This is a genomic window from Desulfosediminicola sp., assembly GCF_048381775.1.
In the GTDB taxonomy this organism is placed as follows: Bacteria; Desulfobacterota; Desulfobulbia; order Desulfobulbales; family Desulfocapsaceae; genus Desulfopila; species Desulfopila ganghwensis.
The window spans coordinates 202,423-218,603 of the sequence record NZ_JBLXGE010000009.1; the positions used below are offsets into that span (position 1 = coordinate 202,423).

Here is a 16,181-nt window from a genome sequence, read left to right on the forward strand (position 1 = left end):
GTTCAGGAACTCTATGCTGAACATAAAAGAATTTGAAGCTGACCCATGCGCCACCCAAGAAACAGGCCGCGCATGAGTAGACCGATTTGTAGGTTATTTTTCGCCAACGACTACCTTGACCCAGGAATCTGATAGGTGTGGATGAATTCAATGACACTCAGGTCATCATCCGCCTCCTGACAAAAGCCCATGATATTGTCAACGGCGGGCAGCCCTGCGGGGAAGCCATCACTCCCCTTGCCGATGTCATTAAATTTTGCTGCCTCGACGATCTTTACGTCCGTCTCTGTCCAAGCTGGCGAGCCCCCCTGCAGCACTCTGACATACCCTCCAGCACGAGCCCCGAAAGTAGTATCTCGATGGTAGCCGGAAACCTTTTCAAAATTGAAATAAACGGGATTATCCTCATAACTGGTTGCATTACTTGTCGGTTCACCGTTTTCATCATATTCGCTGTAGCCAACCACTCTGTTAATCCCCAGAATAGAATTGAAGTAAACCACCATGTCGACCCCGATATCACCGGTCTTGTCAGCACCAGCGGCCAGGAAGCTTGCCGCGTTGTGAAGATCTGTCGCGTCATGTGTGCCGCCTTGGAAGTCCGTGATTCCGTAAAATGGACCAAAACATGTTTCATCCGCCGGGCAGGTTCCAGCGGTAGCCAGCTGGCGGTCAACCACCCCTTCGCACATAACCCACTCACCCTCCAGTTCGGGTTGTACCGTTTCGGAATTCCAACACAGGCATGCTGTTGGGTCATCATTAACGTCCGTACACTGGTAATAGCAGTAGTACTCTTCTGCTGACACATCCACCAGGTTGCCCAATCCCCAAGCTTTCATTTTTTCGATATCGATGGTCGGCCTGAGGGAGGCATCAGCCGGGCCGTCTTCCAGTTCAAGCAATTTCCACAGCGGGATTCCCCCATGCATTGAGCGGTCTATGGGCATCCGCTCAACGGCCGGGGTCACCAGGTGGCCATCTCTCATGAGCTTCAGGTAAAGAGCCACATTCTCCAGAGGCGAGTCGATCGCTTTTTGTATTTCGCCAATCTCCTTAGGTGCACCAGTGGCAGGATCGACCAGTATTTCGTCATAAACTCTTTTCGTCAGCAGAAGCCGTCCGGTGGCATCAAATTCAATGCGCAACGTGTCAGGACTGTTGATGGTATTGATAGCCTCATCAAAGGCGGCCTGCAGCACCGCCTCTGGTGCCCTGCCAAGATTGAGACGACCAAAGTGCACCTCCTCGATGAGATCAGTCCAGAGTACGCCATTGGCATATGTGACTGTCCCATTAGCCTCATCCGTCCAGGTTCCACCCGGCTCAATAAACCACTGGTTGACTGTCATGGTAAGATCACCTGTCACGGGATCGGCAGTAACATCTATCAATTCACCTACCTCGCACTCAGACCTGCCCCAGGTTGCATCGTACGTGATTACCAGCGGCAGGCGGTTTTTAGTCAGCCCGGTCTTCTGGGATATATCTCCCCACCGCTCATAATTGGCTACAGGCTGTGCACAAAGTGCCGGATATTGCGACTGGGCGGCCTCATATATTGGAGTCCCATCACCATTGAGGCCCACCTCCTTTGCATACCAGCCATAATCCACGTAAGTGTTCTCTGATCCTGGATCAACAACTGTAAGGACCGGTTCACCACCAATAGTGTCTTCTTCCAGCACAAACTCCTGGAACCCATTCTCATCCATAATCGGGATGCCATTTTCGTCTACGTTCGGCACCAGTTTTTTATCACCTGTTTCCCCTGTCTGGCGCAAAATCTTGTAGAGATCCCCATACAGTTTGCCTGAATCAGATTTCATGTCATTGAGTGGGCCTTCGACGCCATCCTGCACCCCACCTGTGTCCTCAGGTGGTTCGCCCTCCACGATTTTTCCTTTGCCTCCCATGAAGCCTTTGCCAGCTATTGCCAGTGCTGGGACTATGAAGCAGAGTACAAACAGCATCATTGACATCGATCGAATTTTTCTCATATCCCCCCTCTTTTTAATTTGTTCAACTTTTTTGTGAACACCCCGCCAAGTCACCTCCAGGTCTGCTGTAAATCTCAGTGTATCTTTGACAAACGTCTGCACAGAGCATTAGAGCGACATGTGCCTCTAAGACATGAGGCACATACAAATTCTGCAGGGATTCCCTTGTAACTGCTTAAGTGCCTATCAAAAGGTGTACCAGGTGGGATTTAATTTCGTTTATGGTAAGCTGACATCAAAGAAAAGGTGATTCAACAAAATGTTAGGCATAAGTTGCGAGTAAGAACCTGGGGAAATTACCGGTACGACATTGCCCCTAGATCGTGCCATGTCACACTCCCGTCATGGCACAGTCCGTGCCATGGCACATTTTATTGTGACACAGTCACACTACGACATTGTCAGTTCAGCGGAAAGATTTTGTGCTGTTCAATTTTGCGGTAGATAGTTCGACGGCTTACGCCAAGAATAGCTGCGGCTTTTGTTTTATTCCAATCCGCATGGACAAGGGCCCGACGAATACATGCGGCCTCCATCTTTTCGTCGCCTATTTCCAGTGTGGAATTTATTTTGCGGGCAATATGGCGAAAGCCCGGCGGTAAGTGGTCCATTGTGATGATACCCTTCCGGCAGAGCACGAAGGCATGCTCAAGAGTATTTTCCAGTTCACGTATGTTGCCAGGCCAAGAATGCAACCTGAGCACATCCAAAACGCTTGTCGACAATCCAGTTATTTTACTGGAAAAGAGTCGGTTGAACTTATACAGGAAATGATCGATCAAAAGGGGGAGGTCGTTAAGTCGCTCTCTGAGGGAAGGAAGTTTGATTTCTACAACTTTGAGACGATAATACAGGTCTTTCCTGAAAGCTCCTGCTTCAACTTTTTGGGTCAGTTCCTGATTGGTAGCCGCCACTACTCGCATGTTCATCTGGACGGTCTTTGAGTCACCAACGCGCTCAAACTCACCTGATTCTATCACCCGCAGAAGGCGTAGCTGCATACGCGGTGAGATTTCACCTATCTCGTCCAAAAAGATAGTACCGCCATCAGCCAACTCAAATCTTCCAATTCTATCGGCGACAGCACCGGTGAAAGCGCCCCGGACGTGACCAAACAACTCGCTTTCCAGCAGTGTTTCCGAGAGTGCTGCACAATTAACTTTTACCAGTGGGCGATCAAACTGGCTACTGAGCCGGTAGAGGGCCTCAGCCACCAGTCCCTTGCCGGTACCACTCTCACCAGTTATCAGTACCGTGCTCTGGACATCTGCCAATTCCCGGACAAGGGCCTTCACTTGACGTATTGCTTCACTCTTTCCGACAATTCGCTCCAGGTCATGACAATCCTTACGGCTGCTCTTCAGTTCATGATGGCTGCTTTCATCTCGAACCAGCAACACCGAACCTGAGAGTTCCCCATTCGCACCAAACAATGGTGAGGCAGCCAGGCTGATCACCTGGCGGGGATTCCGCATGCAATGACATTCGATGAATCTGTCGTTCAGCTCTTGTTTCTGCTCCAGGATCTCTTTGACAATATGAACAAATCTTCCGCCACAGTGACTGGCCAAGCGTGATACATGCCTGCCAACAGCATTATCACGCCGAATATCAAGAAGGCGGCCGGCCGCATCATTAATGTCAGTAATCATCATTGATCTGTCTACGGTAATAATTCCGGCCTTTACGCTTTTGAAAACAGCTTCGTAATTTAGCCTGCGGCGTTCCTTTTCGTGTTCAATGGCTCTATGCTTCAGGGCTTTTTTAGTGACCCGCAGCAAAGTGTCGAGGTTAATTGGCTTGATTATATAATCAAACGCACCATTGCGAAATGCTTCTGCAGCAGCTTCAATTTCTGAATCATCGGTGATCATCACCACCGGGGTGGCAGGTTGTAAAAATTTTGCAGTCTTCAGCAGGTTTCCACCTGTCTCAACACCTGTGCCTGTATCGGCAATTAGCAGATCATAGATACAGCTATTCAATAACTCTACTGCGTCTTCAATGCTGCTGGCGGTGCCGACCTCATAACCTTCTTCTGAGAGAAACACACTGAAGGAAAGGTGAATGCTTTCTTCATCGTCAACCACTAAGATTTTTTTTCTCATGAGGCTAACTTGAGTTGTCCTCCATCCTGATGGGAAAGATAATTACTGTCGACGCGGAAATACCTCTATTTTCACTTTTATAATTAAGGCTACACCATGGTTCTTAAATTCTCCATAGCAGATGCGTAACCCAAGTGCCGTGCGTTCTCCTCGGCTTCAGGTCGCAAATGAGAAATCATAACCTTATCCGGGATAGCTGAGAAAATAGCATTTGGTGTAAGCTGAATGCTTTATGAGAGGCTTCTATGCTTCAGGCAAGAATCGACGACAGGCAAGAACCGGCATAGAATAAAAAGAAAAAGGGGTTACAACCAATTGGTTGCAACCCCTTTAATAACTGGTACACCAGGAGCGATTCGAACGCCCGACCTACGGATTCGTAGTCCGTTGCTCTATCCAGCTGAGCTACTGGTGCGACAGAAGTGGAGGATATATACCCCAGTTTAATTCATACTTCAAGCCTGTTTTTTGCCGTCCTCCTCTTTTTCTGCCTTGTGCAGGATTATTTCATTTTCGACAGGAGTCATAGACGGATCAGGCAGAATTGCGATCTCGGTATTATAGCGTGTTTCATGCTCGTGGATCTCATGACGCTTGTTGTTAAGCAGATACTGGGCAACATCGAGCGGGAAGTGGCATTCCACCTTTGCGACATGCCTGCGGCTCGCACCGGTCTGGATTCGGCGCAGATAAAAAAGCGCAAGAGTCTCAACCGACCGCACAGTTCCCCGACCTCTACAGTGACTGCAAACCCGATAATTACCAGCCTCTATCGGGGAGCCGAGTTTCTGGCGGGAGATCTGCATCAGGCCAAACTTCGAGATACGGCTGAAATCAACTTTAGCCTTGTCAGAGCGCATGGCAAGCTTAACCCTGCGTTCAACGTCCCGAATATGCTTTTTGTTCCGCATATCGATAAAATCGACCACGATAAGTCCGCCAAGATCTCGTAGACGCAGCTGCCTGCCCAACTCACCGGCGGCTTCCATGTTCGCCTGATAAATAGACTGGTCGAAGTTCCTACCTTTACTGGTGGAGCCGGAGTTAACATCAATGGACACCAACGCTTCCGTGGGCTCGATGACAATGGAGCCACCTGAAGGCAAGTTTACCCTCGGCTGGTAGATCGACTCGATCTGATCTTCGACACTGTACTGGTTGAAGATCGGACGAGACCCTTTGTGCATACGAACTTTGACGTTACGCTGGGCAGAAGGCAGCAAGGAGACGAATTCCTTCACCTGGTCCATGGCATCCTTGGCATCAACCAGGATCTCATCAATGGCCGGATCGAAGTGCTCACGCAGGAAACGGAGTACGGACTGGTGGTCCTCATAAACCTGCCCCACACCTTCGAGAGTTTGTGCCTTCTTCTTTATTTCTTCCCAGAGACGGAGCAGGTACCCCACGTCACGGCTCAGGGCTGTCTTGGTGATGTCGACACCGGCAGTACGTACAATCCAGCCTATACCCTCTGGAATTTCCAGAGCGGTCATAGCCTTTCTCAACTTGCTGCGACGTTCCTCACCGGAGATCTTACGACTGATACCGGAAGAATCTGATCCCGGCATGAGTACCACACTGCGGCCGGGAAGCGACAGGTAGGTTGTCATGTTGGCACCTTTTTTGCCAACTTCTTCCTTAACCACCTGGACCATTACTTCCTGACCTTTTTCAACAACATCAGTGATGCTCAGCTTTTTCCAGTGGTGGGTATCAACCAGTTTCTGTATATGATCCGGCAACTCCTGTCTATAATATTCAGGGTGAATTTCACTGAATGGCAGAAAGCCGTTTTTCTCTGTGCCATAATCAACAAAGGCGGCCTGCAGATTCGGCTCGATTGCGACAATTCTGGCTTTATAGATATTATTTTTGGTCTGAGCCCGGTTGATTGTCGAGACATGGATGGATTCGAGACGTCCATTTTCAAGCAGCGCCAAACGGCACTCTTCAGGTTCCTCGGCATTTATCAAAAGCTTGAGAACCAGATCGCTCTTATCGTCACCCTCGGCCAGCTCGCCATCCTCTGAATCAAGCTCAAAGTCTCTTTCGTCGCTATCCTCGTCTTCAGCAAAGTCCTGCCTGTCTGCTGATCTCGTTTCAAGCTCGATCTCGCCTGTTTCTCCTTCGACATCCTGTTCTTTTGCTTCAGCTCCGGCCTCTTTGGCCTGTCGTCCCCGTCCTCTTCTGCCACGGGATCGGCGCTGTCCGCTTTTCCTTTTCGGCTCCTGATCACTTTCAGCGGCAACTGCCTCGGCGGACTCTTCAGGCGGGACATCTTCAACTGAGACCGGCTCAGCCTGCTCCTGCTCCTGCTCCTGCTCCTGATTGCGCTCTTCTGCTACAACCGGTTTTTTCCTTCTCGGCGCGCGTTTACGCGCTGGTCTGGCAGGCTTGACTGTTTCTGCTTCCGCTGCAGGTTTTGCTTCAGTCGGCGAGCCGGCAGCTGCATCGGCTGCAGCCAAATCACCGCCCTCCCCTGCCGTTACTGCTTCGCCGGTGTCTTTGGCAGCAGGGCCTCTTTTCCTGCGCGGCGCCCTTCTGCGGCCGGAACTCGCAGCCTCAGGCTTGGCAGCCTGTGAATCTGCACCTTCGGCCTCTTTTCCCGCATCTTTTGCATCAACCGGCACAGTCTCCACCGTTACAGCATCAGTGACTGCCACCATCTCTCTGCTTGCAGCAGAGACAGGCAATCCTGCCGTGGATTCAGGTATGTCTTCGGCAACAGTTTTCTTTTTGCGGGGGGATCTTTTTCTAGCGGGTTTTCTGGCAGCAGGCGCAGCAGTATCAGCATCTGCCGATTTCGCTTCGACTGGCACGGCTGTCGGGGCCGGAGTTGTTGATTCCGGTTGTTCAGCGAGGGGTTGTTGGGCTGGTTCTTCTGTTTTTTTCCTGCGCGGAGCTCTACGTGGACGCGGCTTTTTTACCTGCTCTGCTTCTGCCTGCACTGGAGTGGAACCAGCTTTGTCTTCTGCTGCTCCCGAAATAGATTTTGCCGGTGTCTTTTTTCTGACGGGTACATCTTCAGCTTTGCTATCAGGCGCAACTGCCTGACCCACATCTGGCGCAACTTCAGTTTTACTGGTTACCGCGGGAGCCGATTGTTCCGGCTCATCCTCAACGATTGTCTTCCACCATGCACCTGTAGTTGCTTTAATTTTACGTGTTGATTTTTTCCCGTCATTCTTTTTTTGATCTGTCATCTGTATCCTTTATCCACAAAACTATCGACCATGAGCCAATATTTGCGGAGTTCCTCCCCTGCTGCGCCATCATGCAGTTTCAAAGCTGAACTGTCACGCATCAGAGAATCTCATATTATCACGACATTATCACGGTAAAACGGGTGATAATCCGGTCGTGCTTCCGGCTGGCATTCTATCACGTCTTGTGAGCACTACTTCATGCCCATCGCCTGGGGAGCAACCCGGCGAATTGAGTATCTGGATAGTTATCGACGTAACAGGCTTGGCCTGCCTCCAATCTAATTACCTTCTTCGAAGAAATCCTTAAATCTCTTCCCGGGCTGCCATCTGAGCTTTATTCCCATCAGATATCGTTACATTTTCCCGGTCGTTCATTTATGCTTTCGGCGACAACCCCAGAGATTTTCAACTAAATCTTTCTGCGAGGCTGTATCCGGAAGAAATCTTTACAAGGCCTTTTCCTTTTGCGTGGCCGCACTCTTATTCAAATGAGTACCCTGATAATACTCCCTAGGTCCACTTTGTCGCAATAACGAAGTTACAACCACCGGAGAGGTTACAAGGACAGGGCGAAAAACGCAAAAGACGGGGGCTTGGTTCGCTTTTGAACCCTAGCAAATACAAAAGTAAAACAATTCCCCTCCATTATCAAGCCCAAATCTCCGACTTTAAACTTGACACAAAAATGCGAGAAACGTACACTCCAGTATTTACTTCTGCCTGTGTTTTATGATGAAATCAGAGCAGTACGTCTTTTTTTACCCGTATATAATACATGACATGTTTGCCACCAGGCACTGCTTACAAAAAAAAGAGCAGTACTCAACCGTCAAACCTTCATAAGGAGCATATTGTGACATCCTCTTCTGTAAAAGGCTCTGTCCGAAGAGCTGTGTTTACAGCGCTGGCCATCCCATCCCTGTTGCTTGCACCTGCCATACTCCTTGCCGAAGGAGTATCTACCGCAGAGTGGGATATTTCTGCTGACAGGATAATCAGGTATGAGGATCCTAGCAGCATAGTCGCTGAGGGCAATATCGTTCTGGAAAAGCGTGTCAAACTTCCACCTAAGACTTTAAAACCAAAAGAGAAGGTGACCGACTGGTCCACACTTCTTGGTGAACCTGCCCCGAAAGCAGTCACAGCCGGTGAGATCGATGAACAGGTCAAGGGGGGTGAGCAATATGAAACTGCTCTCCGGATAGAGGCGGATTGGCTCACGTACGACGTTGATGCAAAAACCATCAAGGCCAAGGGAAACGTCAAAGTCATCGGCAAGGATGATACCCTGTTGGCCGATGAAGGTGTTATCCGGCTCGAGACGGAAACGGGAACGTTCACAGAAGCGGTCATCAAAAGAAAAGAAGATGACCTGCATCTTGAGGGTAAAGCTGTCGAAAAGACCGGCCTCAACACATATCACATTGCTGACGGATGGGTTATTACCTGTGATATCGAAGATGATGAAAAGCCGCCATGGAGCTTTTCTGCTGCTGATACCACGGTAAAGCAGGACGGCTATGCGATATTGAAACATGCCAAGTTCAATATCAAAGGTGTTCCCGTCATGTACTCGCCATATCTGGTGGTACCGGTAAAGGAAACACGTCAGTCCGGCTTGTTGCTGCCCGAGATCTCCAGTTCAAACGCCGGTGGTTTCAGCATCGGCATCCCCTTTTTCTGGGCTATTAACGAATACACGGATATGACATTCATACCCGAGTTTTTCGAAGATCGCGGTCTGATGTCGGGAGTTGAGTTTCGCTATACCCTGGCCCAGGACAGTAAAGGTGAGATCATCGGCAACTACCTCAACGATGACCTCTCTGACGGCGACTTCACCTCCGATTATTATACCGACACAGGTTATACCCACGACAACAGCGATCGCTATTGGATTCGCGGTAAGGCGGACCATGGTTTTGGCGACGGCTGGAATTCCCGCCTTGATATCGATATAGTCTCCGATCGTGATTATCTCACCGAGTTCAAGAGCGGTTATACCGGCTTTGATGATAGCGACAAACGTTTTCTCGACACCTACGGGCGAGGGTTTGAAAACCGCACCGATGACACCCGGGAGAACACCCTCAAATTCCAGAAGAGCTGGGACGGCATGTCTCTGCAGGGCAACTTTCTGGTCATCAACGATGTTCGGGAAGAAAAAGATGACCCCACTCCATTGTGGAAGCTTCCCGAAATTAAATTCGCAGGGCTGGTGCCCATCACCAACACCATTACCAGCTTTAAATGGGATGCGGACTATGTAAATTATTACCGGGAAGATGGTGTGGGAGCGCATCGCTTCGACATTCGCCCGGCGATCAGCACCCCAATACCACTGTCTCAATACCTGGAATCGCGGGCAGAACTTGGTGTTCGCAATACCTTTTATGTGATTGAAGAATATGGTGATGGCGATCCCGACAACGATTACGGCAGTACCGAAAACAGGTTACTGGCTGATTTTGAAATGGAAATTGGCTCCACCCTCCTGAGGGAATTCCCACTCTCCGGTGAAACGTACTCAGCCTTTGATCACCAGGTGTACCCGTATATCAAATATAACTATGTCACAGATGTCAACCAGGATGACCTCCCTGACTTCGACGATGTCGACCGGGTTCTTGAAGAGAACAAGATCACCTATGGTGTCGACAACTTCTTCCACATTTACAGCGGCGCTAAAGAACGTGAACTCGGCTACCTGAAAATTTTTCAAAGCTACGACTTCACCGACACCAACGACGGCAACTTCGCCAACGAGGTGGTGGACGAACCCTTCTCGGATGTTACCCTGCGCCTGGCCTTCAGGCCGACCACCAGAACCTATCTGAAATACGAAACCGACTATAATGTCTACGGTGACGGATTCGTTCGACACAGTGTGGAGAGTAGCTACATCAATCGCAGAGGAGATTTTTTCAGCCTTGATTACAGTTACCTTGAAGGAGAAGATGTTGAACAGCTGAACGGCACAATAAACGCCAAACTGTTCTATAACTGGTACGCCGAAATCGAGGTCGAACAATCGCTCGCTGAAGACGAGACGAATGAGGCAAATGTATCGCTCCTTTACCTGGCAAAATGCTGGGGTATCGAGTTCCAGACCAAGTATACACCTGAAGACACCCGTTTCATGGTCACCTTCAGCCTGGCTAATCTCGGCAACCCGTTCAGGGTTGACATGTAATCACCCAACGATGACGTTGGATTAGAGGATACAATGTATTTTGATATTTTTAACGGAGACGGTGACGGGATTTGTGCCCTGCACCAACTCCGTCTTGCCGAACCTCAGCCTGAGGCTGTCTGTATTACCGGTGTGAAACGAGACATCAAGCTTCTGGCCAAGCCCGAGCTTGCCGAGACCGAAGACGCCATGATTACGGTGCTCGATGTTTCCCTGGACAGCAACAGGGACGGTCTGCTTGAACTCCTGGCGCGCAACAACACCATCCAATATATAGACCATCACGCCGCCGAACCGATCCCCGACAATCCGCTGCTGACAGCACACATCGACCTCTCTGCAGATACCTGCACTTCGCTCATAGTCAATAAACTGCTCAGCGACCGTTTCGCCGCCTGGGCTGTTTGCGGCGCCTATGGAGATAACCTGCACGTCCAGGCAGAAAAGCTTTCGGCGAGTCTTGGATTGAAGGAGCTGCAAATCAATTCGCTTCGTGAAATTGGCGAGCTTCTGAACTACAACGGTTATGGCGCAGACATAGCTGATCTGCATTTCGAGCCCGCCGAGTTATACAGGGCGGTATCGAAATACACCGATCCTCTGGCATTCCACAGCGAATCTCCAGAGCTTGGCCGACTTCGGGACGGTTTCCGGAACGATATGGAGCGTGCAATGGCCGTCAGGGAATATCCCAACACGGGCAAAAACAGACTCTACTTCTTCCCCGATGAGGCCTGGGCAAGGCGCGTTTCAGGTGTTTTTGCCAACCTCAAGGCTCGGGAGAAGATGGATGCCGCCCATGCCCTGATAACAGAGAACAGCGACAGCAGTCTACGCATCAGCGTCCGCGCGCCACTGAATGACAAACGCGATGCTGTTCAACTCTGTAAGCAGTTCCCGACAGGCGGAGGCCGTGAGGCCGCTGCAGGAATCAACAGTCTTCCCGCTGAGATGCTTGACCAATTTATAGAGAAATTTAACAGCACGTATCCTTGATTCCGGTGATGGTGTGACCCGTCAAACCAAACAGCCCATGCTGGAAAAAAGCGCATTATCGAAGAGTACCAGGCCACCTCACAGACTACGTCTGCTTGTTGCTGTGGCCGTTGCCTGCCTTTGCCTTATCGGCGGATATTTTTTCAAGCCGCTGGCCGGGCATTTATCTGCCGGGGTATCCCAGGCAACAGAAAACCCACCTGAGTCGGCACCGGGTACCGACGATGTTATCATCAACATTGACACAGCTGATTACCGGAAGCTTTTTGACGAATTAGCCAACGATCACGGCTTTGACAGAATTGAACTGGCCAGTCTCTTCTCCGGCCTCACTATAGACCAGGCGGCCCTGAACCTGATCAGTGACCAAGTGGAATCACGCCCCTACCTCAAGTATCTGGCATTATTGGCCACCCCTGCGATAATACAGGCGGGAAAAGAAAAGCTGGAAGAGCATCGTGAGTTGCTCGATGCAATTGAAGCACGTTACGGTGTCGACAGGGAGTACCTGATTGCCATATGGGGTATTGAAACCAGGTTTGGTCAGCGACAGGGAAAACATGAAGTTTTTCGTGTTTTAAACACCCTGTTCAGCAACTATCCGAGAAGGTCCGGATTCTTCAGGGATGAACTTGTCAATTTTCTGCTGTTATGCAGGGAGTACGGGCTTAGCCCCCGGTCCGTAATGGGATCGTATGCTGGTGCCTTTGGTCAGCCACAGTTCATTCCTTCCAGTTTCAGGGAATATGCTGTCAGTTTTGATGATGACGACAAGCCTGATATCTTCGACTCGATCCCCGATATTCTTGCCTCCATTGCCAATTATCTGCACCGCCATCACTGGGTGCTGGATGCACCCGTTATAGTGAACATAGGCAACGAACTCAACACAGACAATCTTAAAGAGGTTCTTGAAGCAGGCCGCAGAGGCCGACTACCACGACAGGAAATACAGGACGCCCAGGGAGTCGAGCTCCCTCCATCCCCTGATAACAGACCTTTGGTTGTTGTTGAATTTCAACCTAATCCTTTTTTTGGTAAAACCCCTCAGTACTATGCCGGCTACCCGAATTTTCAGGCCATTACCGCCTGGAATCATTCAAACAGATATGCCATGATAGTGACTCATTTCGCTCAGGCTATGACCAGGTAACATAACTCACCTGATGATATTTCAAACTTTCCCTGACAATCGGAGAGATATTATTTTAATTGTGCGCTGTTATTTATTGTTACTCTTTCTTTCGCTCTGTGTACCCTGGCACGCTGCTCAGGTTTATGCAGCAATACAGCCTGTTGCCCCAGGGGATGTACCGGTCTTCACCGACGATGATTCACAGGAATCTCTCCTTACCGCCGCACGGATTCATCGTTCATATCTTGCCCAACTGCCCGTCGACCATACTGCAAAGATTTATGGATTGAGCTATTCCCGCAACTGGCTGATCTCATCGTTGGATGAGTTCATCACGCTCATAGAAAATGCCAGTGGCGCCGAACAACTCAACCGGAAGCTGACTGAAAGATTTGAGATTTATCAATCCACCGGGCGGAGGTCTGGCCCTGGAAACACTATGCTCGTTACCGGCTACTTCGAACCGGTAATCCAGGGCAGCCTGCAAAAAACACCCAAATTCAGGTTCCCCATCTATTCCCCACCACCATCCCTGGTATCCAGGAAAAGCAACACAGGGCAAACTGAAGTAGGCAGAATCGGAAAAAATAATGCTTTCCTCCCCTTCTGGACCCGGGCTGAAATTGAAGGTTCCAACGTGCTGGCCAGCTCTGAGCTGGTTTATCTTGCCGATCCGGTCTCTGCCTTTTTTCTGCAGATACAAGGGTCTGGGAGGATTTCATTGCCAGATGGGAGTATCAGGTCTGTTCGCTTTGCCGGGCATAATGGTCATGGTTACAAAAGCATCGGTAAGCTGCTGGTTGATGAGGGTAAGCTTGAACTCCGCAATTCCTCCACTCCCAACATCAAACAGTATCTTGCTCATCACCCGGAGGAACAAAGGCGGGTGCTGCACTACAACCCCAGAATCATCTTTTTTAACTGGGGTGATGATGGCCCGCCAAACGGAAGCCTGGGATTGCCGCTCACTGCCGGCCGATCTATCGCTTTAGACCAGTCCCTGCTATCGACCGGAGTATTCTATTGGATGAGTAGCACCGTACCGATTTTAAACGATGGCGGCGAGGTGGTTGCCTGGGTTCCGGATAAGCGATTTGTACTGCCACAGGACAGCGGTGCCGCAATAGAGGGCCCTGGTCGCGTAGACCTCTTTATGGGTTCCGGGCACTATGCCAAACACGCAGCCGGTGTAATGAGACAGCCCGGCAAACTCTACCTTTTTATTAAGAAGGGTTTCCCGGCAGTATCTGACATGCCACCATCTCATTAGATCAACTACCCGAGACTTGATTATTCTATGGCAATCACAACTAACTGCCGAACCATAACCCTAACCACTGATTTCGGTACAGACGATGAATATGTTGCGGTAATGAAGGGAGTAATTCTTTCCAGACTCTCCCCGCCCGCAACAGTTCAGCTCATTGATATCTGCCACACCATTCCCGCCCAGGATATTCATTGCGCTTCCTGGTTGCTGGCTAGAGCCTGCCGGTATTTTCCCAAGGGAACTGTTCATGTTGCGGTGATTGATCCCGGCGTTGGTTCTGATCGCCGGGTTATAGCCATCACGAACCAACAACATATTTTCATAGGTCCCGATAATGGCGTGTTTACCCGGATACTGCAAAGCGCATCACCCCGCACTGATCCCGTACGGGTCTACCAGGTGACCAATAAAAAGCTCTTTTTACCTCAAATCAGCACCACCTTTCACGGTCGTGACATCATGGCACCGGTAGCAGCCGCTCTGGCATCCGGTACACCTCTATCCATGGTCGGCAGCGAGATTGAACTGAGTTCCTGCACTATCCTGCCGTTACCCCAAAAAGAACTTCGAGCAGACTCCGCTGTCGGCGAAATAGTACATATCGACAGATTTGGTAATCTCTGTACCAATCTGACGGCTGATGATGTACAGCCACTACAGGATAAGGGCAGTCTCAAAATACATCTCGGCAACACCACGATCAACGGTTTAAGCGGCAGCTATTCAGCAGCCCCGGAGGGTAATGTACTGGCGCACTTCGATAGCCACTTTCACCTTGAGATCGCTGTGAATGGAGGATCTGCCCGCAAGCTGCTCAGTGCAAACACAGGTGATACAATTTATGTTTCACTCTCTGATCTGAAATAAAAAAGGGGCTGTCTCAAAACCTGAGACAGCCCCTTTTCACTTACCCCTGTTGCTGAGACAACTCAGCAGAACACTGGCAATTATTTCTGCAGCAAGGCGAAGCGTTCCCAGAAATCAGGGAATGATTTTGCCACGCAGTTCTCACCGTGGATCTTTACGCCAGGTACCCGGAGTCCGGCCACGGCAAAGCACATCGCCATACGATGATCTTTATAGGTTTCGATATCGGCGCCATGCAGGTTTTTACCGCCATCACCATGGATAATCATCCGGTCTTCAAACTCTTCAACCGTGGCACCCATCTTGGTCAACTCGGTCACCGTGGCTGTAAGTCTGTCGCACTCTTTGATGCGGAGATGGGCAATGTTGGTGATTTCGGTTTTTCCCTGAGCGAAAGCCGCAACCACTGCCAGAGTCGGCACCACGTCGGGCATATCCCCCATATTGACCGTAATCCCTTCCAGCGGGCGGGAAGCGGAAACTGTTATACCATCACCTGCCTTTGCGACCTCACAGCCCATGCGGCCGAGCAGAGGTACCAGCATTGCATCACCCTGCAGGGAAGGGACCGGCACATTGCTCACGGTCACCTTACCGCCTGTCACGGCTGCTGCAGCCCAGAAATAGGAAGCATTGGAAGCATCACCCTCAACTTTATAATCCTGCGCTTTATAACAGCCCTGGGGAATGGTAAAGGATGAGAAGTCAGGTGCCGCCTCAACCATGATGCCGAAATCCGCCATAACCGCCAGAGTCATCGCCACGTAAGGCTTGGAAAGCACCTCACCCTCAACTTTCAAGGTAGCTGGTTGAGCAGCATAAGGTGCCACCAGCAGGAGTGAGGAGAGGTACTGGCTTGACTTGCCCTCTGGGAGAACAGTTTCACCACCGCTCAAACCGCTGCCCTGAATACGCAGTGGCGGGCAGCCCGTGTTATTGATAGAAGCAATGTCAACGCCCCATCCCTGCAGAGCTTTCATCAGCGGATCAATGGGGCGTTCATGCATACGTTCGTCACCATCAATAATGAAAGTTGAGTGGCCCAGGCCGGTTACAGAGGTGAGAAAGCGTGTTGCTGTACCATTATTGCCAAGGTAAATCGGCTCATCACTGGGCTGAATTTTTCCACCGCCACCTTCGACTGTCCAGACACCGTCGCCCTTGGTGATGGTCATTCCCATCTGGCCAAGTGCTTTTGATGAGTAGTCGGTGTCTTCGCTGACCAGTGGCCCAATAAGCGTGCTGGTGCCGTTACCCAGAGCGGCCGCAATAAGCGCTCGCTGGGTGAGGCTTTTGGAGCCCGGCAAGGTCACAGTCTTATCTATCTTTTGAACAGGTGTTATTTCAATCATGACAATTCCTTTATTTATCCGTACAGTAACTTCAGCCGAACCCTTTCGGGC

9 protein-coding genes and 1 tRNA gene are annotated in these 16,181 nt (G+C 50.3%); 5 read left to right on the plus strand and 5 right to left on the minus strand.

Annotation, left to right across the window (positions count from 1 at the left end):
* Positions 1 to 110: 110 nt before the first annotated feature.
* The 4 genes from ACN5NT_RS15835 to ACN5NT_RS15850 form a co-directional block, all read right to left on the minus strand.
* A complete protein-coding gene (locus ACN5NT_RS15835) occupies positions 111 to 2,000 on the minus strand; it encodes a hypothetical protein (protein WP_419176077.1) in 1,890 nt (629 codons plus the stop codon).
* 401 nt (positions 2,001 to 2,401) lie between these two features.
* Positions 2,402 to 4,108, minus strand: coding sequence for a sigma-54 dependent transcriptional regulator (locus tag ACN5NT_RS15840; protein WP_419176078.1), 1,707 nt, complete (start codon positions 4,106 to 4,108; stop codon positions 2,402 to 2,404).
* 338 nt (positions 4,109 to 4,446) lie between these two features.
* Positions 4,447 to 4,523: transfer RNA gene (locus ACN5NT_RS15845), tRNA-Arg, on the minus strand.
* A 40-nt stretch (positions 4,524 to 4,563) separates the two neighbouring features.
* On the minus strand, positions 4,564 to 7,314 hold the full coding sequence (locus tag ACN5NT_RS15850; RefSeq protein WP_419176079.1) for an Rne/Rng family ribonuclease: 2,751 nt from the start codon (positions 7,312 to 7,314) through the stop codon (positions 4,564 to 4,566).
* An 856-nt stretch (positions 7,315 to 8,170) separates the two neighbouring features.
* On the opposite strand from ACN5NT_RS15850, the gene ACN5NT_RS15855 reads away from it, so the two are divergent.
* The 5 genes from ACN5NT_RS15855 to ACN5NT_RS15875 all read left to right on the plus strand — a co-directional run bounded on the left by ACN5NT_RS15855 (position 8,171) and on the right by ACN5NT_RS15875 (position 14,778).
* Complete coding sequence (locus tag ACN5NT_RS15855) at positions 8,171 to 10,510, plus strand: LPS-assembly protein LptD (protein WP_419176080.1); 2,340 nt, start codon at positions 8,171 to 8,173, stop codon at positions 10,508 to 10,510.
* Between the two features lie 33 nt (positions 10,511 to 10,543).
* The gene (locus ACN5NT_RS15860) at positions 10,544 to 11,506 is read left to right on the plus strand and encodes a DHH family phosphoesterase (protein WP_419176081.1); all 963 of its coding nucleotides are present in this window, start codon (positions 10,544 to 10,546) and stop codon (positions 11,504 to 11,506) included.
* Between the two features lie 13 nt (positions 11,507 to 11,519).
* Positions 11,520 to 12,659, plus strand: coding sequence for a lytic murein transglycosylase (locus ACN5NT_RS15865; protein ID WP_419176082.1), 1,140 nt, complete (start codon positions 11,520 to 11,522; stop codon positions 12,657 to 12,659).
* A gap of 76 nt (positions 12,660 to 12,735) precedes the next feature.
* A complete protein-coding gene (locus ACN5NT_RS15870) occupies positions 12,736 to 13,911 on the plus strand; it encodes a murein transglycosylase A (protein ID WP_419176083.1) in 1,176 nt (391 codons plus the stop codon).
* A 27-nt stretch (positions 13,912 to 13,938) separates the two neighbouring features.
* Entirely contained in the window at positions 13,939 to 14,778 is an 840-nt protein-coding gene (locus ACN5NT_RS15875; RefSeq protein WP_419176084.1) for an SAM hydrolase/SAM-dependent halogenase family protein, read from the plus strand.
* 80 nt (positions 14,779 to 14,858) lie between these two features.
* Here the strand turns inward: ACN5NT_RS15875 and aroA are convergent, their stop codons facing one another.
* Complete coding sequence (gene aroA, locus ACN5NT_RS15880; protein ID WP_136796769.1) at positions 14,859 to 16,130, minus strand: 3-phosphoshikimate 1-carboxyvinyltransferase; 1,272 nt, start codon at positions 16,128 to 16,130, stop codon at positions 14,859 to 14,861.
* Positions 16,131 to 16,181: the final 51 nt, after the last annotated feature.